Here is a 22,682-nt window from a genome sequence, read left to right on the forward strand (position 1 = left end):
GCCGACGGCGGCCGGTCCCGAGCGACGGCAGGCAGGAGAAGTCGATGCGCGCGCAAGGCGACGAGGCAGCGGCGCCCGGCGGCGCCCACGACCCTCCCGGCCGCCCCCGGCTCGCTCCCGCCCGGGCTCTCGGCCTCGGCCGGCGGCCGGTGCGCCGGCGGTGCCGGCCGACGGGGAAGACCCGGTCATGACCTTCAAGAATCCCGTGCACCGCGGCGGGGAGCGCCGCGGCCGGTTCGAGCAGTTCGCGGAGTACGCCTCCAACTTCACCAGCTCCCCGGTGTTCTTCCTCTTCTGCCTGCTGCTCGTCGGCTTCTTCGTCGCCGCGCACCTCGCGCATCTGCGCATCGAACTGCTGCTGCTCGCGGGTGAGTCCATGACCGCGGTCACCCTGCTGCTCCTGGCGCTGCTGAAGAACGCCGAGATGCGCGCCGAGCACGCGATCCAGCGCAAGCTCGACGCGATCGCCGGGGCCCTGCTGGAGTCCCACTCCGACGACCGCAGCCAGGCCTTCGAGGATCTGCGCCATGCGATCCGTATGGAGGAAGAGACCTGACAGAGAGGGACAAAACCGCGCGCCGGTTCTTCACGGCACCCCGGCCAGGGACGACCATGCCGTGTCATGGACATTTTGCTCGTTGCCAGCGCGTTCAACAGCCTCTCCCAGCGTGTGTACGCCGAACTGTCGGACCTGGGGCACCGCGTGGACGTCGTCCTCGCCGCACAGGGCGCCGACCCGGTCCGGGCCGCCGTGCGTGAGCTGCGGCCGGAGCTGGTCATCGCGCCGATGCTCAGGACCGCCCTGCCCGAGGACGTGTGGCGGGACCACACCTGCCTGATCGTGCATCCCGGGCCGCCCGGTGACCGCGGCCCGTCCTCACTGGACTGGGCCGTCGCCGAGGGCGCGACGCACTGGGGGGTGACGGTCCTGCAGGCCGAGGCGGCGATGGACGCGGGCGCGATCTGGGCGGCGGAGCCGTTCGAGGTGGCGCCCGTCGGCAAGAGCGACCTGTACCGTAACGAGGCCTCCGACGCCGCCGTCACCGCCGTCCTCACCGCCGTACGCCGGTACGCCGAAGGCTCCTGCAAGCCCCAGTCGCAGACGGACGACTCGGTCCGCGTCGTCTGGCGCGACGCCTTCCGGCAGGAGCGGCGCCGCATCGACTGGGAGCGGGACGACACCGAAACGGTCCTGCGTAAACTCCGCGGCGCCGACTCACAGCCGGGCGTCCTCGACGAACTCCTCGGCCACGAGGTGTTCCTGCACGGCGGGCACCCCGAGGACCAGCTGCGCGGCCGCCCCGGCGAACTCCTGGCCCAGCGGACGGGCGCCGTCTGCCGGGCCACCCGCGACGGCGCCGTCTGGATCCCCGAGCTGCGCCCCCGCAAGAACTCCGGCGACCCCGCGCCCTTCCGCCGCCCGGCCGCCTCCGTGCTCACCGCGTGGGAACCCTCCCTCAAGCTTCCGGAAGCCGCCGCCCCGCTGGAACTGCCACCTGGCCGCAGCACCTGGACCGACATCCGCTACCGGCAGCGCGGCGACACCGGCTTCCTCGGCTTCTCCTTCCCGGGCGGCGCCATGAGCACCGACCAGTGCCGCCGCCTGCTGGCCGCCTACGCCTACGCACTCGCCCGGCCCACCCGCGTCCTCGTCCTCGGCGGGTCCCGCGACTTCTTCTCCAACGGCATCCACCTGAACGTCATCGAGGCGGCCCCTGACCCGGCCAAGGAGTCGTGGACCAACCTGAACGCCATGGACGACCTGGTCGAGGCGGTGCTGCGCACCACCGACCGGCTGGTCGTGGCCGCCCTCGCCGGCAACGCGGCAGCCGGCGGCGCCATGCTCGCCCTCGCCGCCGACCAGGTGTGGTGCCGCACCGGCACCGTCCTCAACCCGCACTACCGGCGCATGGGCCTGTACGGCTCGGAGTTCTGGACGTACAGCCTGCCGCGCCGCGCCGGGGCGGTACAGGCCCGCCGGCTGACCGGCGACGCCCTGCCGGTCAGCGCCGCCCGCGCCGAGCGGCTCGGGCTCGTGGACCGGCTGGTACCGGCCACACCCGCCGGTTTCCCGGCCGAGACCGGACGGCTGGCGGCCGAACTCGCCGCGGACCCCCGCCTGGACGAGCGCATTGCCGCCAAGGCCGCCGCCCGCGCCGCGGACGAAGGCGAGCGCCCCCTCGCGCAGTACCGCGCGGCCGAACTGGCCCGTATGCACGCCATCTTCTTCGACCCGCGGGCCCCCTACCACGAGCTGCGCTCGGCCTTCGTACGCAAGACCCCGTCCGGCTCCCCCCGGCCCCTGGCCGCGCCCGCCGGAGACGTCCGGTGACGCCGCGCCTGCTGGTGGCGGGCGTCGGCAACATCTTCCTCGCCGACGACGCCTTCGGCCCCGAGGTGATCCGCGCACTCGGCGAACGCCCGCTGCCGCCCGAGGTGCGGGTGCACGACTACGGCATCCGGGGCATGGACCTCGCCTACGCCCTGCTGGACGGCTGCGCCACCGCCGTCCTGGTCGACACCGCGCGGCGCGGCCACCGCCCCGGCACCCTCTCGCTGATCGAGGCCGAACCACCCGACGGCACGGTCGTCCCCGAGGCCCACGGCATGGACCCGGCGAAGGTGCTGGCCCTGGCCGCGCACCTCGGCGAGGAGCCGCTGCCCCGCGTCCTCGTGCTGGCCTGCGAGCCGCAGGTGCTGCCGGCCGCCGACGAGGACCTGCTGCCCGGGCTCAGCACGCCGGTCCGCGAAGCCGTCCCCCGGGCCGTCGACACGCTGCACACCCTGATCCCGGCCCTGCTCGCCGACCCCGCGGCGCCCCCGCCCCCGTTGGGCCGCCCGGTGGAATCCGGGCCCCCGCACCCGGCTGCGCTGCCCGGCACAGCGGCCGGCTGAGCGGAAGATCGGTGGAGCCCGGGCCACAGAGACGCGGCCCGGGCTCCACCGCCGTACCCGAGGAGCAGCGCCCATGTGCCGGTCCGACGTCAAGCAGGCCGTCCTGGCGAAGAACGACGACCTGGCCGCAGACCTGCGCGGCGACCTCACCCGACGGGGCGTGACCGTCGTCAACCTGCTGTCCAGCCCCGGCAGCGGCAAGACCGAACTCCTCGGCGAGGTCCTGGGCCGTGCGGTCGAGCAGGGGGTGCCGGTGGCCGCGCTGACCGCCGACCTGGCCACCGAGAACGACGCGGAACGCCTGGCCCGTTCCGGTGCCCCGGTCCAGCAGCTGCTCACCGGCGGACTGTGCCACCTGGAGGCCCGTCAGGTGCGCGCCCGGCTGGACGGCTGGCTGCCGGCGGACACCTCGGTGCTGTTCGTGGAGAACGTCGGCAACCTCGTCTGCCCGGCCGCCTACGACCTCGGAGAGACCCTGCGGGTCGTGCTGATGGCGGTCACCGAGGGCGAGGACAAACCGCTGAAGTACCCCACCGCCTTCGGCTCCGCCCATCTGGTGGTGATCACCAAGACGGACCTCGCCGAGCCGGCCGGCTTCGACGAGACCGCCTTCCGGACCAACGTGCACCGGGTCAACCCGGGCGTGGAGATCGTACGGACCTGTGCCCGCACCGGCGCCGGAGTCGACACCCTCCTGGAGCGCGCCCTCGGCGCCCGTGACGGCGTACCGCACCGGCCCCCCCTGGCCCCGCATCCGCACGGCCACCACCACACCGCGTCCGCTCCCGTCACATGACCGCCCCCGTCACCGGACCGGTGCGACGCGCCCTCACCGTGCGGGGCACCGTGCAGGGCGTCGGCTTCCGGCCGTATGTGCACCGCCTCGCCGCCGGACTCGGCCTGGCCGGGTTCGTCGGCAACACCGGCGACGGCGTGCACATCGAGATCGAGGGCCCGGCGCCGGAGGTGGACCGTTTCTGCGTCCTGCTCGCCGAACAGCCGCCGCCGCTCGCCACTGTCACCGCCGTCGAGGACGCCGTCCTGCCCGCCACCGGCGACACCGGTGCCTTCGCCATCCGCTCCACCGAACGGGCCGGCGGCCGCACCCAGCTCCCGCCCGACACCGCCACCTGCGCCGACTGCCTGCGGGAACTGGCCGATCCGGGCGACCGCCGGCACCGGCACCCGTTCGTCACCTGCACCCACTGCGGCCCGCGTTTCACCATCGCCACCGGGATGCCGTACGACCGCGTGGCCACCACCATGGCGGGCTTCCCCATGTGTCCGTCCTGCGCCCACGAGTACCGCGACCCCGCCGACCGGCGGTTCCACGCCCAGCCGGTCGCCTGCCCCGACTGCGGCCCACGGCTCACCCTGGTCCCGGCCGACGGCCTCGGCGTCCGCCCGGCCCGGGACGCGGACGCCCTGGCGACGGCGCGGGCGCTGCTGGCCGCCGGGAAGATCGTCGCGGTCAAGGGCCTCGGCGGCTACCACCTGGCCTGCGACGCCACCGACGCCCGGGCCGTGGCCGCGCTGCGCGACCGCAAGGAACGGGGTGGCAAGGCCTTCGCGGTGATGTGCGCCGACCTCGGCACCGCCGAGCGGCTCGCGGTCCTCTCCACCGCCGAACGGGCCGCGCTGACCAGCGCCCGGCGCCCCATCGTCCTGCTCCGCCGGCGCACCCCGGCCGCCGGCCCGCTCCTCGCCGACCAGGTCTGCCCGGGCAGCCCGCACGTGGGAGTGATGCTGCCCTACACCCCCGTGCACACCCTGCTGTTCGGGCTGCCCGGCGACCCGCCCGGCCCCCGGGTCCTGGTCATGACGAGCGGCAACCGCTCCGGCGAACCCATCGTCACCGACGACGCCGAGGCGCTGACCCGGCTCGCCGGACTGGCCGACGCCTGGCTCGCCCACGACCGGCCCATCGCCGCGCCCTGCGACGACTCCCTGCTGCGGGTCCGCCCCGACGGCACCGAACAGGTCCTGCGGCGCTCCCGCGGCTACGTCCCCCGCCCCGTGCGGCTCCCGGTGCCGGTACGGCCCGTCCTCGCGGTCGGCGGCGACCTGAAGAACGTCCCGTGCCTGGGCGAGGGCGAGCACGCCTGGTTCGGGCCGCACATCGGTGACATGGGCGAACTGGCCGCCCTGGAGGCCGCCGAGCGCGCCGAGCGGCACCTGGCCGGCCTGACCGGAGTCAGCCCGGCCCTCGTCGCCGCCGACCGGCACCCCGGCTACCACTCGACCCGCCGGGCCCGCCGCCGCGCCTCCCGGCTGCCGGACGGCTCCCTGCGGCTGGTCCAGCACCACCACGCCCACATCGCCTCCGCGATGGCCGAGCACGGCCTGGACGGCACGACCCGGGTGATCGGCGTCGCCTTCGACGGCACCGGGTACGGCGACGACGGCACGGTGTGGGGCGGCGAGATCCTGCTCGCCGACTACGCCGGTTACCGGCGCTACGCCCACCTCGGCCCCGCCCCGCTGCCCGGCGGCGACGCCGGCGTGGCCAACCCGTGCCGGCTGGCGCTGGCCCGGCTGTGGGCGGCGGGCGTGGCGTGGGAACCGGATCTGGCGAGCGCGCGGGCCTGCACGGACGTCGAACGCGCCGTACTGCGGAGGCAGCTGGACCGGCAGGCGGCGTGTGTGCCGACCTCCAGCATGGGCCGCCTGTTCGACGCGGTGTCGTCCCTGGCCGGTGTGTGCCACCGGGCGGGGTACGAGGCGCAGGCCGCGCTGGAACTGGAGGCGGCGGCGACCGAGGCCCGGGACGCGGACGAGGTGGCGTACCCCTTCGGGTTCGAGCGGCAGCGGGAGATCGACCCGGCGCCCATGCTGCGCGCACTCCTGGAGGACCGGCGGCGCGGCACCCCCGCACCGGTCCTCGCCGCCCGCTTCCACCGGGGCGTCGCGGCGGCCGTCGCCGGGATCTGTGACCGCGCCCGCGCCGAGACCGGACTGACCACGGTCGCCCTCACCGGAGGTGTCTTCGCCAACGGCCTGCTGGAACAGGAGTGCACCGCGCGGCTGGCCGCGGCAGGCTTCACGGTCCTGCGGCACGGCGCCGTGCCCCCGAACGACGGAGGGTTGGCGCTCGGTCAGCTCATGGTCGCGGGAACAGCGAACAACCACGAGACGGAGTGACCCATGTGTCTGGCAGTGCCCGGCAAGGTCGTGTCCATCGACCATCGTGCCGACCCCCTGACCGGGATGATCGACTTCGGCGGGGTGCACAAGCAGGCGTGCCTTGAGTACCTGCCCGACGTACGGGTGGGGGAGTACGTCATCGTCCATGTCGGCTTCGCCCTGCAGCGGCTGGACGAGGCGTCGGCCCGTGCGTCCCTGGAGCTGTTCGAGCAACTGGGGCTGCTGGAGGAGGAGTTCGGGGACGCCTGGGAGCAGGCGGCCCGGCAGGAGAGCGGGAGTGAGGCCCGGTGAAGTACATCGACGAGTTCAACGACCCCGACCTGGCGCGCCGGCTGCTGGACGAGATCCACGCCATCGTCACCCGGCCGTGGGCGCTGATGGAGGTCTGCGGCGGCCAGACCCACTCCATCATCCGGCACGGCATCGACCAACTCCTGCCGGACAAGGTCGAGTTGATCCACGGACCCGGCTGCCCGGTGTGCGTCACGCCGCTCGACGTCATCGACCAGGCCCTGGAGATCGCCGCCCGCCCCGGGGTGATCTTCTGTTCCTTCGGCGACATGCTGCGCGTGCCCGGCACCGACCGGGACCTGTTCCGGGTCAAGGGCGAGGGCGGTGACGTACGCGTGGTGTACTCACCGCTGGACGCGCTCGACCTCGCCCGCAAGAACCCGGACCGCCAGGTCGTGTTCTTCGCCATCGGCTTCGAGACGACCGCACCCGCCAACGCCATGGCCGTCCACCAGGCCCGTCGCCTCGGCCTGGACAACTTCAGCCTGCTGGTCTCCCACGTGCGGGTCCCACCCGCGATCGAGGCCATCATGACGGCACCCGAATGCCGGGTGCAGGGCTTCCTCGCCGCCGGACACGTGTGCAGCGTGATGGGCACGGCCGAGTACCCGGAGCTGGCCGACAAGCACCGGGTGCCCATCGTCGTCACCGGCTTCGAGCCGCTGGACATCCTGGAGGGCATCCGCCTCGCCGTCCACCAGCTGGAGCGCGGCGAGCACCGGGTCGAGAACGCCTACCCGCGTGCCGTACGGGAACAGGGCAACCCGGCCGCCCTGCGCATGCTGGAGGAGGTCTTCGAGGTCAACGACCGCAACTGGCGCGGCATCGGCCGCATCCCCGCCAGCGGCTGGCGGCTGTCCGACGCCTACCGGGCCTACGACGCCGAACACCGCTTCGACGTCGCCGGTATCCGCACCGAGGAGCCCGCCGAGTGCCGCGCCGGCGAGGTCCTCCAGGGGCTGATCAAGCCCACCGAGTGCGAGGCGTTCGGCACGAGCTGCACCCCGCGCACCCCGCTCGGCGCCACCATGGTCTCCAGCGAGGGCGCCTGCGCGGCCTACTACCTGTACCGCCGGATGAACAACGCCCCGGCAGCACAGGGACCCCGCGTGCCGCAGTCCCAGCAGGAGGAGATGAACCCCGTTGGCTGACCTGGCTACCGAAGAGGCCGTCGACCCCGCGAACTGGACCTGCCCCGCGCCCCTGCGCGACCAGCCGGTGGTCGTCATGGGCCACGGCGGAGGCGGCGCCCTGTCCGCCGAACTCATCGAACACGTCTTCGCCCCCGCCTACGGCAACCCCACCCTGGCCGCCCTCACCGACTCGGCCGTCCTCGACCTGGGCGGGGCCCGCCTGGCCTTCTCCACGGACTCCTACGTCGTACGGCCGCTGTTCTTCCCCGGCGGCAGCCTCGGCGACCTCGCCGTCAACGGCACGGTGAACGACCTGGCGATGAGCGGAGCCCGGCCCGCCTACCTGTCCACCGCCTTCGTCCTGGAGGAGGGCGTGGAACTGGACGTCGTCCGCCGCGTCGCGCAGGCCATCGGCGCGGCGGCCTCGACGGCGGGGGTCACCGTCGCCACCGGCGACACCAAGGTGGTCGAGTCCGGACACGGCGACGGCGTCTACGTCACCACCGCCGGCGTGGGCCTCGTACCGGACGGCGTCGACATCCGCCCGCAGCGCGCCCGGCCGGGCGACGCCGTCATCGTCAGCGGCCCCATCGGGCTGCACGGCGTGGCGATCATGAGCGTCCGCGAGGGCCTGGAGTTCGGCGTCGAGATCGTCTCCGACACCGCGCCCCTGGCGGATCTCGTCGCTGCCATGCTGGCGGTCACGACGGACATCCACGTCCTGCGCGACCCCACCCGGGGCGGACTCGGCGCGTCCCTGAACGAGATCGCCCGCGCCTCCGGTACCGGCGTGCGGCTGCACGAGCGGGCCATCCCGGTCCCCGAGGAGGTCGCGAACGCCTGCGGCTTCCTCGGCCTGGACCCGCTGTACGTCGCCAACGAGGGCCGGCTCGTCGCCTTCGTGCCACCGCGGGACGCCGAGGCGGTCCTGGCGGCGATGCGGGCGCACCCGCAGGGCCACGGCGCCGCCCTCGTCGGCGAGTGCGTCGCCGACCACCCGGGCATGGTCGTCGTCGCCACCGGCCTCGGCGGCACCCGCGTGCTGGACCTGCCGCTCGGGGAACAGCTGCCCCGGATCTGCTGAACGGGTGACCCGGCCCCGCCCCGAGAGCGGGGCCGGGTCACCCCTCGACACCCGTGATCTCCAACTCCCGGCCACTGCGCAGCTCCTGCGAGGGCCGGTCGCAGGACGGGCACCAGAAGAACGGCGGCGAGCCGACCGCGAACTCCTCGGCACACCCGCCGCACCAGGCCCGCGCCGAGACCTCCTCCACGACCAGGTCCGCCCCGGCGAGCGCCGTGCCGTCGCGGGCCACCTCGAACGCGAAGTGCAGCGCGTCCGGCACGACACCGGCCAGCTCGCCCACGCGGACGGTCACCGCGGTCACACGGTCCGCCCCGTCCGCGCGGGCGATCTCCTCGGCCTGTTCCACGATCGCGGTCGCGATCGACAGCTCGTGCACGAGCGGCTCACGGGTACCGGCGGTTGGCGCGCAGCCCACCGGTCATCCGGTAGATACGCACTTCGCGCAGGATGCTCGGGAGCTCCGTGACGATCAAGGCGGCCACGAGGCTGCCGACGACCGCGGCCTGGGCCGCGAGGAGCTGCCGTCCCGACATCGCCGCTCGTCGGGGCCTTCTGCGCATGCCAATGCTCATTGCTGTCATGTTCAGCTCTCTCATCCCGGTGAGATGTTCGGCATGTCCTTCACCAGGGCGTCATGCCGTTTCCAGTGGATACCCGTGGAACGGCGCGCATCGGAGGTGCCGTCCTTGTGGTGCCCGGTCTGATGCTTGTACGGGCCCTTGTTGCCCTGGTGAAGTCCCCGTACGTGGCTGGGCGTGTCGGGCTTCGCCTGGGGGCGGCCCACGCGGATGCTGCCCATGTCGGTTCTCCTTCCGGGTCTCACGACCGCTCGGTCAGCTCCTTGAAGAACTGTTCTACGGCCGGCCAGACCCGGCCGCCACCGGACAGGCCCCGCCACTCGCGGCGGACCAGGGCGATCATCCGGTAGCAGTCGTCGACCGGCACGATCCAGTGTGCGTCGAAGCCGCGCACGGTGTTCACCAGTAGCGCCTCCACGTCCGGTGCCAGGGACGCGAGCTCGGGCACCGTGCCGGCCAGCCGGCGCCAGGCCGCCGCGTCCACCTCCCAGCGCATGGCCCCGGCCGGGCTCGGGCCCTGCGCGGTGACCGTGCCGTCGGAGCGCGGGACGAAGAACACCAGTCCCACCGGGACGCCCAGCACCGCCGTGTCGACCGGCGGCAGCCGCAGCCGCCGCCGGGGCACCAGCCGGTAGCGGCCCGCCGTGTCGTCGGCGAACAGCACCGAACAGGGGCCGCACACGCACCGCGGCTCGGCCGTCCCGGTGTCGTACAGGTGGCGGTGCTCCCCGGCCAGGCGGGCCGCGCACAGCTCGCAGACCTCGGACCCGGCCGTCGCCGCGCGGTCGGCCGCGGAGCGGATGACGCGGCCGAGGGCTCCGGCCGCGCTCACCGCGCCTCCTGCGACACGGCCCGGCGCTTGATCGTGGTCAGCGGTACGAACGCCGGTGCCGCCCTGCGCTCGTCCTGCACCGTCTCCACCCCGGTCAGTTCGGGAGCCACGGCCAGTACGGCCGCCCGGACCGCCTCGGTGACGTCCGAGGAGCCCCCACCGCACCCGGAGCCGCACCCGCCACCGCTGCTCAGCCGCACCCGCGCCACCTGCCCGTCGACACCGGCCCACGCCAGGTCGCCGCCGCGCTCGCGGACCGCCGGCCGCAGCTTCTCCACCGCACGGGCGGCCCGGCGCTCCGGGGGCTCGGGGTGGATCCCGTGCAGGACCAGGAGATGCCCGGCCAGCTCGTCGTCGGCGAGCCGCTCGCGCAGCGGCTCGTCCGCGTGGTCCAGCACCCGGGCGAGCGCCTCGCCGTAGACCTCGGTCAGCAGCCGCACCGCCTCCAGGGCGGGCCCGGGGGTGGCCTCCAGCCCGGCCAGCACCTCGTCGAGCCGGGCGAGCCGGGCCTCCACCGCCCGATCCGCGAGCCGCCCGGCGGGCTCAGCCATGGTTGGCCCCGTACGTCGGGGAGTGGACGGTGGTCAGGGTCTTGCCCTTGCCCATGTACATGTGCACACCGCAGGGCAGACAGGGGTCGAAGCTGCGGACGGTGCGCATGATGTCGACGCCCTTGAAGTCGTCCGGGCCGTTCTCCTCGAAGATCGGCTGGCCCTGCACGGCGTCCTCGTAGGGGCCGGGCGTGCCGTAGATGTCACGCGGACTGGCGTTCCACGGGGTCGGCGGGTACGGGTGGTAGTTGGCGATCTTGTGGTCCCTGATCACCAGGTGGTGGGAGAGGACGCCGCGCACCGCCTCGTGGAAGCCGCAGCCGATCGACTCGTCCGGCACCTCGAAGTTCTCGAACACCTTCGTGTCGCCGCTCTTGAGCATCCCCATCGCCTCCTCCAGGAACTGCAGGGCCATGGCGGCGGCGTAGGCGATGAAGTACGGCCGGGCACGGTCGCGTTCGAGGGTGTTGCTCCACTTCGGAGGGCGCCACTCCAGGGTCGTCTCGGGCAGCTTCTCGCCCTTGGGCAGGGTGATGCGGATGCCGCCGCCGGTCGCCTTGACGTACGGCGTGTCGACCAGGCCGCTCAGCGCGGTCGACCACAGCCGGGCGAGGGGCCCGCCACCCGTGTCCAGGGCGAGGTGGTCGCCGGTGTCCGGGTGGTACCAGCGCGGGCTCATCACCCAGCTGTAGTTGCCGTCGAAGTCCCGCTTCTGGGGCACCGGGACCGTGGTCTGGTTCCACGGGTGGCGCATGTCGACGGGGTTGCCGAGCGGGTCGTGGGTGACGAACGGGTCCTCGTTCACCCAGTCCTCGTAGAAGGAGCTGCCCAGCATGATGCGCAGCCCCAGGTTGATGTCGATCAGGTTGTTGGTGACCAGCTTGCCGTCCACGACGATGCCCGGGGTGACGTACATGGCCCGGCCCCACTCGTTCATCGTCGCGTAGCGGTAGTCGACCACGTCCGGGTTCTGGAAGGCGCCCCAGCAGCCCAGCAGGATGCGGCGCTTGCCGACCTCCTCGTAGCCGGGCAGCGCCTCGTAGAAGAAGTCGAAGACGTCGTCGTTCATCGCCACCGCCTTCTTGACGAAGTCGATGACACGCATGAGGCGGCTGAGGTAGTCGGTGAAGGTGCTCGGCTGCGGCATCGTGCCGACGCCGCCCGGGTACAGCGTGGAGGGGTGCACATGCCGCCCCTCCATCAGGCAGAACATCTCCCGGGTGATCCGGCTGACCTTCAGCGCCTCCTTGTAGACCTCGCCCTCGAACGGGTTGAAGGCCTTCATGATCTCGGCGATGGTGCGGTAGCCGTGCACGTCCCCGCGGGGCGCGTCGGTGCGCTCGGCGCGCGCCAGCACGCCGGGGTTGGTGGCCTTGACCATCGCCTCGCAGAAGTCCACGAAGACCAGGTTGTCCTGGAAGATCGTGTGGTCGAAGATGTACTCCGCCGCCTCGCCCAGGTTGGTGATGTGCTCGGCCAGCTTCGGCGGTTTGACGCCGTAGGCCATCTGCTGGGCGTAGTTGGAGCAGGTGGTGTGGTTGTCGCCGCAGATGCCGCAGATCCGCGAGGTGATGAACCCGGCGTCACGCGGGTCCTTGCCCTTCATGAACACCGAATAGCCGCGGAACAGCGACGAGGTGCTGTGGCACTCCACGACTTCCTGGTTGGCGAAGTCGATCTTCGTGTAGATACCCAGGTTGCCGATGATCCGGGTGATCGGATCCCAGGACATGTCCACGATCTGGGCGGGTTTGCGTCCTGTCGGCCGCGATTCGGTGGTGGTCATCTGCGGTACTGCCCCTCGCTGTTCGGGTCGGGCGGTTCGTTGGCGGGACGGTGTGGGCAGGCGTCAGGCACGCCAGTGCGGGTCGTAACCGCTGGTGAGCTTGCGCTTGTTGTGACGCCACTTGGGCTCGTGGTTCACCACGTCGTTGGTCAGCCCGCGCAGTCGGCGGACGACCGCGCCGTACGGCTTGACGAGCAGGGTCGACAGCGTGCCGCCGGGCGGCTCGTCCATGAACGGCATGAAGGCGTCCGGGAAGCTGGGCATCGTGCAGCCGATGCAGATGCCGCCGACGTTCGGGCAGCCGCCGATGCCGGCCATCCAGCCGCGCTTGGGCACGTTGCAGTTGACGACCGGACCCCAGCAGCCCACCCTCACCTGGCACTTGGGGGAGTTGTAGTCCCGCGCGAAGTCGGCCTGCTCGTAGTACGCGGCTCGGTCGCAGCCCTCGTGCACGGTCTTGCCGAACAGCCACTGCGGACGCAGCATGTGGTCCAGCGGCGGCGCGGGAGCGGCACCGGCCGCGTGCTGGAGCACCCAGACGAGGGTCTCCATGAAGTTCTCCGGCTGGATGGGACAGCCGGGGACGTTGACGATCGGCAGCCCCGAGCGTGCCTTGAACTCCCAGCCCAGGTAGTCCGCGAGGCCCATGCAGCCGGTCGGGTTGCCCGCCATCGCGTGGATCCCGCCGAAGGTGGCGCAGGTCCCGGCGGCCACCACCGCCCAGGCCTTGGGGGCGAGCTGGTCGATCCACCAGTTCAGGGTCTGCGGTTCACCGGTGTCCGGATCGTTGCCGAACGACGTCCAGTAGCCGTCCCCCTCGATGATGTTCTGGTTGGGGACCGAACCCTCGATGACGAGGATGAACGGCTCCAGTTCGCCGCGGGCCGCCGCCCGGTACGGGGCCAGGAAGTCCTCGCCGCCCAGGCTGGGCGAGAGGACCTTGTTGACGAGGTTCACCTTCGGCAGGCCCGGGATGAGGCCGAGCACCACGTCCTCGATGGACGGCTGGCCCGCGGCGGTCAGCGACACCGTGTCGCCGTCGCAGCTCATGCCCTCCGAGATCCAGAGGATGGTGATCTCGTCGAAGCCCTCCCGCGCCTCGGCCCGGCCGGGCTCGCCGCCGACTTCGGTGGTACCGCTCTGTGTGGTCATGTCTGCAACCTCCGTCGCAGCCGGTCTCGGAGTGGATCGTGGGTTGTCGCGTCGCAGGCGCGGAGCAGCCGCTCGGGCATGCGCCGGCCGTGGGCCGTCGTCTCAGGGGCGTCCCCCGGACCGTCGCTCCTGCGGCCGGTCGGCCGGGCCCGGTGACCGCGGGGACCGCGGCCCGGGCGAGCCCGCCGGGCCCGAGGGCTCCAGCACGTCCGAGTGGCCGAGCGGCTCCAGCTCGTCGGGCCGGAAGTAGTGGAAACGGCCGTACCAGCCGTGCAGTTCGGCGGCCGGATCGTCGTCGACCGTGACCGCCAGGTGGACGCTGCCGTCCACGTCGTGGAAGACCCCGGCGACCCGCGCCGTCCGCCCGTCCAGGAACATGTCCTGTGCGTCGGCTCCCCGGCCGCGCGGGCGCAGCCGCACCCGGCTGCCGCCGCCGACGGCCACCCCGGCCACGGACACCGTGTCGGTCGCCGGGGACAGTCCGTCGTCGCCGCCCTCCTGCCACCAGGCGGGCCGGTCGGCGGGCGGTGGCACCGGCGTCAGGGAACGGATCGCGCCGTGCAGACGCTCGAAGACCTCCCGGGGCATGGTGTCGACCCGGTCGAGGATCCGCGCGGCCCGCGGATCGGTGGCCCTGGCCTCGGCCTTCTCCTCGTCCGTCAGCAGCATGGTCCGCAGCGTGAGGATCTCGTCGATCTCCGCGGCGTCGTGCAGGTCGCCGGGACTCTCCGGCGCCACCTGCGGATGGTCGGGCAGGATGATCGGGGCGGAGAGCATGACACCGGCGCTCCCGGACCCTGCGGGCGGGCCGCCGAGAACGGGGAACGTGAAGGCGTTACGGCACTGCCGCGCCGGCTCCGCGAGGCCCTCGGGCGGGTCGATCAGGGACACGAACTCCACGCCGTCGCCGCCCACGAGCGTGTGCGTGGCGATCAGCGCCTGCCGCAGCGCCTCGTGGCGAGGGGCCCGCGGGTCCACAGCCTCCCCGGTGTTCTCGGTGCGCACCCGCAGCCGGTACAGCTCCGGCGCGACCGGTTCGGCCGTGACCGTCACCGCGGCCCGCACCTCCCGGCGCCGCCGTACCGTTCGCCCCGCACCGCCCGGCAGCGGCTCGGACTCCACACCGCCGGCCGCGTCCACCGGGGCGGTACGGCCGCCGCGCAGCAGTTCCGCCAGCGGCAGCACCAGCTCCGACTCGCGCGGCACCGCCTCCTCGAAGGAGAGGTGCACGGTGCCGTCGGCGGTCCGCAACGACTCGACCGGGCGGTGCCGTCCGTCCCCGTCGGCCTGCTCGACCTGCTTGTCCTGCATCTGCAGGCAGCGGACCCGGACCCGGACGACCGCGTCGGCGCGCGATGCCCGCACCAGGCACTCGGTCTGCTGGTACCACGAGTCCGCGGAACCGGAGATCCCCGGTGTGACCGGCCCGTCCCGTTCCACCCAGGCGCGGGGCAGCAGCACACCGAACTGCCAGCGGACCCGGTTCTTCGGCGAGGACCGTCGGTAGGGGTAGAGCAGGTACCCCTCGTAGAGCACGGCGTCGGCTACGGCTCCCACCTGTTCGAATGCGTCACGCGGCCCTCCGGCGTCGTCGCCGTCCACCAGGGCGGCACCCACCGCGCCACCGCCCACGCCGACTCCGTCCGCCATGCCGCCTCCTCGTCACCGGTGCACCTGCGGATTCCTTCCACCACGGTCACACCCGTCACGGCTCCTCGCCCCTCCGGCGCACTGCCATTGGGCCGACCAGGGGACGGCGGGCCTTCCCGGCGGGTTTCGCGCCCTCCGGCCGCCCCCCGACGCCTCGCACGCCGCCCGGAGCCGCCTTCCCCGTCGGCCCACCCGCGGGGATCATGGTCATGGTCCGCCCACACGACCGACGGAGAGGAGCCGGACGTGTTCGACGCCCTGAAGAACCTCAAGGACAAGGCCGAGGACATCGCCGAGGCGCACGGAGACAAGATCACCGACGGCCTGGAGAAGGCCGGTGACCTCATCGACGACAAGACCGAGGGCAAGCACAGCGACACGATCGACACGGCGGTCGACAAGGCGCAGGACCTCGTCCGGAAGCTGGGCGAGAACGGCGCCGAACACTGACACCGACACACGGACCCGGGTCCGTGTGTCGGGCCGAGCCGCGCGAGGACGTCCCGTCAGGCAGGTCGTGCGAGCTCCAGACAGCAGCGGACGAAGTCCCGGACGGCCGGATTCCGGTCGCCGGCCGGCGACCAGGCCACACCCACCCGCGTCGGGCTCACTCCCGTGACCGGGCGGTAGACCACGCCGGGGCGGGAGTAGAACCGCGCCGCGGACTCCGGGGCCAGGGCGAGCCGTACCCGTTGGCGATGGCGCTCAGCCAGTCGTCGGGCTGCTCGGTGACCGCGCCGACGCGCACCGGGCGGCCCTCGCGCTCGTCGGCGGCCAGCCAGTGGTCGCGCCACGCCCCGGTCTCCTCGGGCGCGGCGACGAACGGCTCGTCCCACAGCTCGCGGAAGGCGATCCCGGTGCGCCCGGCGAGCGGATGCCCGCTCGGCAGCGCCACCCATCGCGCCTCGCTGAACAGCACCTCCACCCGCAGCGCGGCCTGGCCGGGGAAGGGCAGGCGCAGCAGCGCCGCGTCCACGTCGCCGTCGGCCAGCCCGGCGCTCGGGTTGCTCCAGGCCGCCTGCCGCAGTTCGGCACGCCAGCCGGGCCGCCGCCGGGCGAACTCCGCGACGATCTCCTGGGTCGCCTCGTTGGCCGCGCTCGCGAGGAATCCCACGCGCAGTACCCGGGCGGCCCGCCGGCCGGTGGCCTGCGTGGCGCGCAGGGCTTCGTCCCAGGAGGCGAGCACCTCGGGGGCCCGGCGCGCCAGTGCGCGGCCGGCGTCCGTCAGCGCCATGCCCGTGCGTGAGCGGTCGAAGAGCCGTACCCCGAGCTGGGTCTCCAGCTGCCGGATCTGCTTGGTCAGGGCGGGCTGGGACACGAACACGCGCTCGGCCGCACGAGTGAGGCTGCCGTCCTCGGCGACGGCGAGGAAAGAACGCAGCAGACGCGTGTCGACATCCATTCCAACAGGTTATAGACACTGGTATTGGACGTCACACCGACCTTCCGAGCAGGCTGGAGCCACCCCTTGGGAGCCCCCGGGGGCGCCCTGTGACCACCTGGGGCACGCCCGCCGGGGCCACCCCGCCGGCCCGCCCCCCGCCCGGAAGGTCTGCTGTCGTGCAACCCGTCTATGCGACCGTCACCTGCGTCGCCGTCCTGGCCAACGCGGGCGTCGCGGCGGCCGACCTCGCGAAGGCGCCGTTCGTTCTCGCCAACGCGGCCGAGGTCGGCGTGACCCGCTCCTGGATTCCCGCACTGGCGCTGCTGAAGGCGGCCGGAGCGGCCGGGCTGCTCCTCGGTCTGCTCGGCGTACGCCCGCTCGGGATCGCGGCCGGCGTCGGCCTGGTGCTGTTCCACCTGGGGGCGGTGACCGTCCATGTACGGGCGCGGGTCTTCCACAACATCGCGTTCCCGGGCCTCTTCCTCGCGTCGGCGACCGGGGCCCTGGTGCTGGCGGCGACCCGGTGACCGGCGCGGGACACCACTCACGCGCACCGGTCGTCCTCGCCCGGCAGGCGTTCGAGGACGACCAGGGCCGCGTCGTCGTCCAGGTCGCCGTGCACGTGGTGCACGAGGCCGCGGCGCAGCGCGGCCACCATCGCCTCCAGCGGCCGGCCGGCGTGCGCCTGCACGGGGGCGGCCAGGTCGTGGAAGCGGCCCCTGCGGTCGCGGCCCTCGATGAACCCGTCGGTGTACAGCACGAGACGGTCGCCCGGAACGAACGGCAGGGTCTGGGCGACCGGTTCCGTCCCCAGCAGATCGCCCAGACCGAGCGGCGCGCCGGGCCGGGCGGGCAGGTGCGGTCTGGCCTCGCCCGCGTGGACGACGTACGGCTCGGGGTGGCCGCAGTGCACGATGCGGGCCACGGGCTCACCGGGCGGGAACTCCACCAGGAGCGCCGTCGCGAACCGTTCCGTGAACAGGGCGGCCGTGCCGACGTCGTCGGGTCCGTCCGCGTCCGGCGCGCGGTCCAGCGTCGCGATGTGCCGACGGGCCCGCTCGTCCAGTTGCTCCGCCACCCTCGTCAACGACGGCTCGCGGTAGGCCAGTTCCCGGAACGCGCCGAGCAGGGTCGCCGACGCGCCGACGGCCTCCAGCCCCTTGCCCCGTACGTCGCCGATCACGATCCGCGTTCCGTACGGCGTGCGCAGGGCCTCGTAGAAGTCGCCGCCGATGCGCGCCTCCGACTCGGCCGGCAGGTACACACCGCTCAGGGCCAGCGAGCCGATCCGGTGGGGGAGCGGGTGCATCAGGGCGCGCTGGGCGGTCTCGGCGACGGAACGGATCTGATGGAGCTGCCGTTCCCGGCGCTGCCGCAGGGAGCACGCGGCCAGTGAGGCGAGCCCGACCACGAAGAGACTGCCGAGGGTGACGTCGGAGTCCGGGCGTCCGTAGCTGCCGGCGTCCCACTGGAGCAGCCCCGTGATCACGAGCACGGCGCAGGCGAGCACGGCCGTCGCCCGCCACGGCAGCAGTGCGGCGGCCAGCACCGGGACGGCGGCCATCGCCGGTGAGACGTGCAGCCAGTCCGGGGTGAACAGGTCGGTGAGGGCGACGACCACCATGAGCAGCACGGGGGCCGGGGCCAGAAGCGCGCGGGAGCCGGGGCGCCGGGTCCCGCGCGCCGGGAGCCGCCGCCGCGGTTTCCCGGGCGCGGGTGCGGCGGCCCGCTGCGTGGTCGTGTCCGGGACGTCGGTGGTGTGAGAAGTCATCGTCGCGGTGCGGGCCGTAGCGGGTCGAGGAGCCGGTGGGCTCGGGCGGGCGGGGCGGGCGCGGGCGCCGACAGGCAGGTCAGGGCCGACTCCAGGGGGCGCAGGAGACGTCGGTCCGGGGCGGCGGTGCCCGGTGGATCGCAGCCGGGGGTGCCGAGCCGGGCGAGGGCCTGGCGCGCGGCGGGCAGGGCCGGGTGCGGCCGGCCGCCGCGGCAGGAGTAGGCGCACAGGGCGGTCGTGCGCAGCAGGCGGGCGTAGGGCTGGGCGAAGCCGGAGCCGGGGCGGCAGCCCGCGGCCGCTTCGGGGTGGGCGTCGAGCAGCCGGCCCGTCGCGGTGACCTGCACGGCCACGTCGGACAGGGTGCACAGCACCCGGTCGTCCAGGTGCCAGCGGCGGCGCCGGGCGGTCGGCCGGACGTTCCAGCGCATGCTCTCGTGCGCCTCGTCCACGGCGGTGCGCGCCCGGTTCAGTGCCGTACCGAGGTCGTCCTCCCAGGCCGCACCGAGCCTGTTCCGTGGCCGCTCGCGCCGTACGACCGCGTCGGCCAGGCCGTCGAGGTACCGGGCGACCAGGAGCCGCAGGTCGTCCAGCGCCCGCTCGGCGGACCGGACGCGCACGGCGGGGAACAGCAGCACACTGCACGCCAGCCCGAAGCCGATGCCGAGCACGATCTCCGCCAGGTGGACGGCCAGCTCACCGGGGTGGCGGCCACGGACCAGGGCGAAGGTGATCAGGGCGGTCGTCGGCACGTGCAGGCCGTGGTGACCGAGGAAGCCGTGCCGGGCCAGCAGCACCGAGGCGAAGACGACCAGCGCCAGGCCCACCATGCCGGGCTCCGCGTAGAGCGCGCCGGGTACGGCGACCAGGACGCCGAGCAGGCAGCCGGCGGCGTAGCGGGCGGCGGCGGAGACCGTGGCGACCACCGTCGTCTCGACGATGAGCAGAGCGGCGACGGCGCCCGCGTAGGGATCGGAGATGTGCAGCAGCGTCGCGCAGGTCTGCCAGGTCAGACCGGCCGCCACGGTGGCGCGCGCGGCCTCGGCGCCGCCGGCCTGTCCGATCCGGGCGATGAGTGCGGGCAACCGTGCGCGCTGCATGTCCCGTCCGTCCCCTTTCCGTATCCGATCAGGCAAGGCCGCCCAGGATAGTCGGACAAATGGGGCGTATGGCAAATAAGGAACATGTAGGGGTGATCGCCGCCCGCCCTGCGCGTGACCGGTTCAAGACTCAACAGACAGGCCCGTGTTGCAGCGGTTCGGTGACATGGCCGCACAGCATGTCGGTGGGCCCGTCCGCCCGCCGCGCGGAGTCCTCCCGTGGCGGGCTCGGTCCCGGTGGCCGTCGCAGGCTCAGCCCCGCGAGCGGGCCCTGTGGGACCGCGGCGCCCACGTCGTACGCCGGGCCCGGCGGCTCAGCCGGCCGTGTGGTCCACGCGTAGGCGCACCTGTTCCTCCAGGCGCCGCAGACTGTCGTCCAGTGCGTCGCACACCGCCTCCTCGCCGGGATCGTGAGCGGCGTCGAAGAACGACAGGTGCACGGTCACCTCGCTGGCTCCGCTGCCGAGGCCGGCCACCTGCAGCCACCCGGCGTAGCCGCCCTGCTCCCGGGTGCCCCACTCCAGGCGCATCTGGTCGGGCGCTGCGCGCAGCAGCGCGGGGGTGTCGTGGCCGGAGGTGTCCTCGTGCACGGTCACGGCGGGCGGATCCTCGGCGTCCACGTGCAGGGCGTCCGGGAGCCACGCGTCGAGCTGGCCGAGGTTGGCCGCCTGGTCGAAGACGTGCTCGGGCTGTGCGGGCATCGTGCGGGACGATTCGTACTCGGTCATGGTGTCACCGCCCCTGTGCTCGGGAGTCGTACCCCCACCGCGTGCCCCTTCCGGCGCGACCGAAAAGCCCGGCGCGGCCACCGCCGTGCACCGAGCGCTGTCCGCCGCGAACTTGTCTGGTCAAGTTTGGTCGTGGTTCTTCCGCTCGACAGCGGCGTCCCGTACTCATGTCCCGTTCGTTGCGCACAGTCAGGCCGTGAGGCCAGCACCCTCACGGCATCCTCACCCACAGGACGAGGTACCACGTATGCGACTGCGCTGGAGATCCCTCGGCGGGCTCCTGGCCCTCCTCGGCGCACTGATCGTCGTCGCTCCCGCCCCCGCCCGGGCGGCCGGGAGCAGCGGCAACCTCATCGTCAACGGCGATGCGGAGAGCGGTGGTTACTGCACCCAGGACTGGTCGGCGGCCACCACGGTCCCCGGCTGGACCACCCAGGCCGGCGGACCGGACGTCATGTGCCACAGCGTCGCCTCCTTCGGGCTGCCCGGCGACGGTGGCACACCGGGCAAGGCGTTCTTCGGGCCCGGCAACTTCGGCGACGGCTCCATGAGCCAGACCGTCGACGTCTCCTCGGCCGCCTCCGCCATCGACGGCGGTGGCGTGCACTACGACCTCTCCGGCTGGCTCGGCGGCTGGACCACCCACAGCGGATACGTCGCGGTGAGCCTGCACTTCCACGACGGCAGCGGCCGCCCGGTCGGCGCCACCGCCAAGCTGCCCACCGTGTCCGCGAGCGACCGGGGCCTGGCCACCAAGTTCCTCTCGCGCAGCACCACCGGAGCGGTCCCGGCGGGCACCCGGTCCATCCAGGCCGAGGTGCAGTTCCTGTCGACGAGCAGCGAGACCGGCTACCTCGACAACCTCTCCCTCAGCCTCGACACCCCGGTCACCGCACCGGCCCCGCTCGCCCCGCCCGTCTCCAAGGTCCCCGGCTACGACCACGTGTTCATGGTCATGATGGAGAACACGGACTACTCCGAGGTCATGAACGACCCGGCGGACACGCCGTACATGCACAGCCTCATGACCCAGGGCGCCACCCTCACCGACTTCCACGGCGTCTACCACCCGAGCGACGAGAACTACCTCGCCGTCGCCGGCGGTGACACCTACGCCAAGGGTGCCACCTACTGGCCCGACATCAACTCCCCGCAGCGCAACCTCGGCGACACCATCGAGGCGGCCGGCAAGAGCTGGAAGGCCTATGAGCAGGGCATGGGCACGCCCTGCAACACCAAGAACAACAACGACAGTTACTACGAGCCCGACGACGCGCCCTTCATCAACTACACCGACGTCAGCGGTGACGCCTCGCGGTGCGCGGCCCACCTGTTCGACACCACCCAGCTGACCACCGACCTGAAGTCCGCGGCCACCACCCCCGACTTCTCCTGGATCGCCGCCGACGACTACTACGACGGTGAGGCCTCGGGCAACGGCAACGCCACCAGCCTGAAGACCCAGGACGGCTGGCTGAAGCAGACCCTCGCCCCGGTCCTCGCCTCCCCGGCCTGGACCCAGCAGCGCTCGCTGCTCGTGCTGACCTGGGACGAGAGCGCGAACGAGGGCTACAACCACATCGCCACCACCCTCGTCGGCTCCCAGGGCACCGTCCCGGCCGGCACCAGCAGCCCCCTGCACTACGACCACTACGGCATCGGCCGTACCATCGAGGCCGCCCTCGGCCTGCCCGGCCTCACGGCCAACGACACCTACGCGACACCGCTCAACGCCGCGTTCGCGCCGTCCACCGCGACCGTGCCGGCGCTCGCCGGCGACCTGAACGCCGTCGCGGGCGGCGGCAACGTCACCTTCCGCTACTCGGTGCCGTCGGCGGCGCAGGTGAGTGCCAAGAACTGGATCGGCGTCTATCCCGCGGGCGTCACACCCGGCAAGCAGTCCTCGCTCGCCTGGTCCTACGCCCCGAACGCGAGCGGCGCCGTCACCCTGTCCACCGGCAAACTGAGCGGCGCGGGCACGTACGACGTGTACTACCTCGCCAACGACGGCTACTCGGTCCTGGCCGGACCGTTCTCCCTCACCGTCGGCTGACCCCCCGCGGGAGACGGGCCACGCGCCGCTGCCCGGCGGAGCGGCCCGGTCCACGGAACCTCGTGGCCGGCTGCCCCTCCGCCCGTTCCGCACGGCCGGCGCGTGGGCCCGGAGGAGGAATTCGCCGCCGTACGGCCCTGTGCGTCACAGGCCCAGGGCGATCGCCATGCGGGTCAGCTCGGCCGTGTTGGTGATGTTGAGCTTGGCCCGGATGCGGCGCAGATAGGCGTCCACGGTGTGGGTGGACAGTCCCATGTGGCGGGCGGTCTGCAGATAGGTGCGGCCGGCGGCGATGTGCCGGAGCGTCTCCCGCTCGCGCGGAGCCAGCGCGACGGGGGCGGGGGCCTCGGTGTGCGGCAGGGCGAGAGTGGGGCTCATGGTGGGTCCTCCGGCGAGATGTCTTGCCGTTTGGGGCGTTTTGCCCTGATTGCTCCAGGCTGCTCTCCGGACGTCATGGCGCTGTCCGCCGACTGTCACAGGCGTGTCACAGGCACCGGGGACATGGTTTGGGCGAGCGGGCCCGGCCCGCCCCGGAGGGTCCGGCAGCCGC

Annotated in this window: 23 protein-coding genes and 1 pseudogene; 11 read left to right on the forward strand and 13 right to left on the reverse strand. The window is 73.2% G+C overall.

The annotated features are described in order from the left end of the window. Positions 1-187: 187 nt before the first annotated feature. The 8 genes from IE244_RS13705 (at position 188) to hypE (ending at position 8,547) form a co-directional block, all read left to right on the forward strand. A complete protein-coding gene (locus IE244_RS13705; protein WP_031161253.1) occupies positions 188-556 on the forward strand; it encodes a hypothetical protein in 369 nt (122 codons plus the stop codon). A gap of 66 nt (positions 557-622) precedes the next feature. After that, positions 623-2,332 carry a hydrogenase maturation protein gene (locus tag IE244_RS13710; RefSeq protein WP_191873791.1) on the forward strand — a complete coding sequence of 570 codons (1,710 nt, stop codon included), beginning with the start codon at positions 623-625 and terminating at the stop codon, positions 2,330-2,332. Continuing rightward, positions 2,329-2,895, forward strand: coding sequence for a hydrogenase maturation protease (locus IE244_RS13715; protein WP_191873792.1), 567 nt, complete (start codon positions 2,329-2,331; stop codon positions 2,893-2,895). The genes IE244_RS13710 and IE244_RS13715 overlap by 4 nt, the downstream gene beginning before the upstream one ends. Before the next feature lie 73 nt (positions 2,896-2,968). Continuing rightward, complete coding sequence (gene hypB / locus IE244_RS13720) at positions 2,969-3,691, forward strand: hydrogenase nickel incorporation protein HypB (protein ID WP_191873793.1); 723 nt, start codon at positions 2,969-2,971, stop codon at positions 3,689-3,691. After that, positions 3,688-6,036 (forward strand): carbamoyltransferase HypF, encoded by a 2,349-nt coding sequence (hypF, locus tag IE244_RS13725; protein ID WP_191873794.1) that lies wholly within the window; start codon positions 3,688-3,690, stop codon positions 6,034-6,036. Before hypB ends, hypF begins: the two co-directional genes overlap by 4 nt. Positions 6,037-6,039: 3 nt before the next feature. Beyond that, positions 6,040-6,330, forward strand: coding sequence for a HypC/HybG/HupF family hydrogenase formation chaperone (locus IE244_RS13730; protein ID WP_191873795.1), 291 nt, complete (start codon positions 6,040-6,042; stop codon positions 6,328-6,330). After that, the gene (gene hypD / locus IE244_RS13735; RefSeq protein WP_191873796.1) at positions 6,327-7,481 is read left to right on the forward strand and encodes a hydrogenase formation protein HypD; all 1,155 of its coding nucleotides are present in this window, start codon (positions 6,327-6,329) and stop codon (positions 7,479-7,481) included. Before IE244_RS13730 ends, hypD begins: the two co-directional genes overlap by 4 nt. Beyond that, positions 7,474-8,547, forward strand: coding sequence for a hydrogenase expression/formation protein HypE (gene hypE / locus IE244_RS13740; protein WP_308436261.1), 1,074 nt, complete (start codon positions 7,474-7,476; stop codon positions 8,545-8,547). The genes hypD and hypE overlap by 8 nt, the downstream gene beginning before the upstream one ends. 37 nt (positions 8,548-8,584) lie before the next feature. Here hypE and hypA read toward each other — a convergent pair whose 3' ends face one another. The 8 genes from hypA to IE244_RS13780 form a co-directional block, all read right to left on the reverse strand. Next, on the reverse strand, positions 8,585-8,926 hold the full coding sequence (gene hypA, locus IE244_RS13745; RefSeq protein ID WP_191873797.1) for a hydrogenase maturation nickel metallochaperone HypA: 342 nt from the start codon (positions 8,924-8,926) through the stop codon (positions 8,585-8,587). Between the two features lie 7 nt (positions 8,927-8,933). Then, positions 8,934-9,122, reverse strand: coding sequence for a hypothetical protein (locus IE244_RS13750; protein ID WP_229854086.1), 189 nt, complete (start codon positions 9,120-9,122; stop codon positions 8,934-8,936). Positions 9,123-9,142: 20 nt separating this feature from the next. After that, a complete protein-coding gene (locus IE244_RS13755; protein WP_031161272.1) occupies positions 9,143-9,349 on the reverse strand; it encodes a hypothetical protein in 207 nt (68 codons plus the stop codon). A gap of 20 nt (positions 9,350-9,369) precedes the next feature. Next, positions 9,370-9,960 carry a DUF5947 family protein gene (locus IE244_RS13760; RefSeq protein ID WP_191873798.1) on the reverse strand — a complete coding sequence of 197 codons (591 nt, stop codon included), beginning with the start codon at positions 9,958-9,960 and terminating at the stop codon, positions 9,370-9,372. Further along, a complete protein-coding gene (locus IE244_RS13765; protein ID WP_191873799.1) occupies positions 9,957-10,511 on the reverse strand; it encodes a NifU-related iron-sulfur-binding protein in 555 nt (184 codons plus the stop codon). Before IE244_RS13765 ends, IE244_RS13760 begins: the two co-directional genes overlap by 4 nt. Next, entirely contained in the window at positions 10,504-12,297 is a 1,794-nt protein-coding gene (locus IE244_RS13770; RefSeq protein ID WP_191873800.1) for a nickel-dependent hydrogenase large subunit, read from the reverse strand. Before IE244_RS13770 ends, IE244_RS13765 begins: the two co-directional genes overlap by 8 nt. Positions 12,298-12,360: 63 nt before the next feature. Beyond that, entirely contained in the window at positions 12,361-13,449 is a 1,089-nt protein-coding gene (locus tag IE244_RS13775) for an NADH-quinone oxidoreductase subunit B family protein (RefSeq protein WP_191873801.1), read from the reverse strand. Between the two features lie 102 nt (positions 13,450-13,551). After that, complete coding sequence (locus IE244_RS13780) at positions 13,552-15,099, reverse strand: hypothetical protein (protein ID WP_229854087.1); 1,548 nt, start codon at positions 15,097-15,099, stop codon at positions 13,552-13,554. A gap of 246 nt (positions 15,100-15,345) precedes the next feature. On the opposite strand from IE244_RS13780, the gene IE244_RS13785 reads away from it, so the two are divergent. Beyond that, the gene (locus IE244_RS13785; protein WP_191873802.1) at positions 15,346-15,549 is read left to right on the forward strand and encodes an antitoxin; all 204 of its coding nucleotides are present in this window, start codon (positions 15,346-15,348) and stop codon (positions 15,547-15,549) included. A gap of 56 nt (positions 15,550-15,605) precedes the next feature. Here IE244_RS13785 and IE244_RS13790 read toward each other — a convergent pair. Next, positions 15,606-16,501 (reverse strand): annotated as a pseudogene (locus IE244_RS13790) (LysR family transcriptional regulator). 158 nt (positions 16,502-16,659) lie between these two features. On the opposite strand from IE244_RS13790, the gene IE244_RS13795 reads away from it, so the two are divergent. After that, entirely contained in the window at positions 16,660-17,010 is a 351-nt protein-coding gene (locus IE244_RS13795; RefSeq protein ID WP_191873803.1) for a DoxX family protein, read from the forward strand. A 17-nt stretch (positions 17,011-17,027) separates the two neighbouring features. On the opposite strand, the gene IE244_RS13800 is transcribed toward IE244_RS13795, so the two are convergent. From IE244_RS13800 to IE244_RS13810, 3 genes are all read right to left on the reverse strand, one after another. Continuing rightward, on the reverse strand, positions 17,028-18,254 hold the full coding sequence (locus IE244_RS13800) for a PP2C family protein-serine/threonine phosphatase (protein WP_191873804.1): 1,227 nt from the start codon (positions 18,252-18,254) through the stop codon (positions 17,028-17,030). Further along, positions 18,251-19,351: an FUSC family protein gene (locus tag IE244_RS13805; RefSeq protein ID WP_191873805.1), complete on the reverse strand. Its 1,101-nt coding sequence runs from the start codon at positions 19,349-19,351 to the stop codon at positions 18,251-18,253. Before IE244_RS13805 ends, IE244_RS13800 begins: the two co-directional genes overlap by 4 nt. 314 nt (positions 19,352-19,665) lie before the next feature. Next, positions 19,666-20,079, reverse strand: a complete 414-nt coding sequence (locus tag IE244_RS13810) for an SRPBCC family protein (RefSeq protein ID WP_191873806.1) — start codon at positions 20,077-20,079, stop codon at positions 19,666-19,668. A gap of 247 nt (positions 20,080-20,326) precedes the next feature. Between IE244_RS13810 and IE244_RS13815 the strand changes: the two genes are divergently transcribed. Further along, positions 20,327-22,132, forward strand: coding sequence for an alkaline phosphatase family protein (locus IE244_RS13815; protein WP_191873807.1), 1,806 nt, complete (start codon positions 20,327-20,329; stop codon positions 22,130-22,132). Between the two features lie 144 nt (positions 22,133-22,276). Here IE244_RS13815 and IE244_RS13820 read toward each other — a convergent pair whose 3' ends face one another. Next, the gene (locus tag IE244_RS13820) at positions 22,277-22,510 is read right to left on the reverse strand and encodes a response regulator transcription factor (RefSeq protein WP_191873808.1); all 234 of its coding nucleotides are present in this window, start codon (positions 22,508-22,510) and stop codon (positions 22,277-22,279) included. Between the last annotated feature and the right edge of the window lie 172 nt (positions 22,511-22,682).

Origin of the sequence: Streptomyces filipinensis, assembly GCF_014649495.1 — a bacterium.
In the GTDB taxonomy this organism is placed as follows: domain Bacteria; phylum Actinomycetota; class Actinomycetes; order Streptomycetales; family Streptomycetaceae; genus Streptomyces; species Streptomyces filipinensis.

Excerpts from the sequence above, each read along its gene's own strand:
- IE244_RS13750 (WP_229854086.1), bottom strand. The coding sequence starts at position 9,122 with ATGAGCATTGGCATGCGCAGAAGGCCCCGACGAGCGGCGATGTCGGGA.
- hypB (WP_191873793.1), top strand. The coding sequence starts at position 2,969 with ATGTGCCGGTCCGACGTCAAGCAGGCCGTCCTGGCGAAGAACGACGAC.
- IE244_RS13800 (WP_191873804.1), bottom strand. The coding sequence starts at position 18,254 with ATGACTTCTCACACCACCGACGTCCCGGACACGACCACGCAGCGGGCC.
- IE244_RS13775 (WP_191873801.1), bottom strand. The coding sequence starts at position 13,449 with ATGACCACACAGAGCGGTACCACCGAAGTCGGCGGCGAGCCCGGCCGG.
- IE244_RS13755 (WP_031161272.1), bottom strand. The coding sequence starts at position 9,349 with ATGGGCAGCATCCGCGTGGGCCGCCCCCAGGCGAAGCCCGACACGCCC.
- IE244_RS13810 (WP_191873806.1), bottom strand. The coding sequence starts at position 20,079 with ATGACCGAGTACGAATCGTCCCGCACGATGCCCGCACAGCCCGAGCAC.
- IE244_RS13770 (WP_191873800.1), bottom strand. The coding sequence starts at position 12,297 with ATGACCACCACCGAATCGCGGCCGACAGGACGCAAACCCGCCCAGATC.
- IE244_RS13805 (WP_191873805.1), bottom strand. The coding sequence starts at position 19,351 with ATGCAGCGCGCACGGTTGCCCGCACTCATCGCCCGGATCGGACAGGCC.
- IE244_RS13705 (WP_031161253.1), top strand. The coding sequence starts at position 188 with ATGACCTTCAAGAATCCCGTGCACCGCGGCGGGGAGCGCCGCGGCCGG.
- IE244_RS13730 (WP_191873795.1), top strand. The coding sequence starts at position 6,040 with ATGTGTCTGGCAGTGCCCGGCAAGGTCGTGTCCATCGACCATCGTGCC.
- IE244_RS13780 (WP_229854087.1), bottom strand. The coding sequence starts at position 15,099 with ATGGCGGACGGAGTCGGCGTGGGCGGTGGCGCGGTGGGTGCCGCCCTG.
- IE244_RS13815 (WP_191873807.1), top strand. The coding sequence starts at position 20,327 with ATGCGACTGCGCTGGAGATCCCTCGGCGGGCTCCTGGCCCTCCTCGGC.
- IE244_RS13710 (WP_191873791.1), top strand. The coding sequence starts at position 623 with ATGGACATTTTGCTCGTTGCCAGCGCGTTCAACAGCCTCTCCCAGCGT.
- hypF (WP_191873794.1), top strand. The coding sequence starts at position 3,688 with ATGACCGCCCCCGTCACCGGACCGGTGCGACGCGCCCTCACCGTGCGG.
- IE244_RS13765 (WP_191873799.1), bottom strand. The coding sequence starts at position 10,511 with ATGGCTGAGCCCGCCGGGCGGCTCGCGGATCGGGCGGTGGAGGCCCGG.
- IE244_RS13820 (WP_191873808.1), bottom strand. The coding sequence starts at position 22,510 with ATGAGCCCCACTCTCGCCCTGCCGCACACCGAGGCCCCCGCCCCCGTC.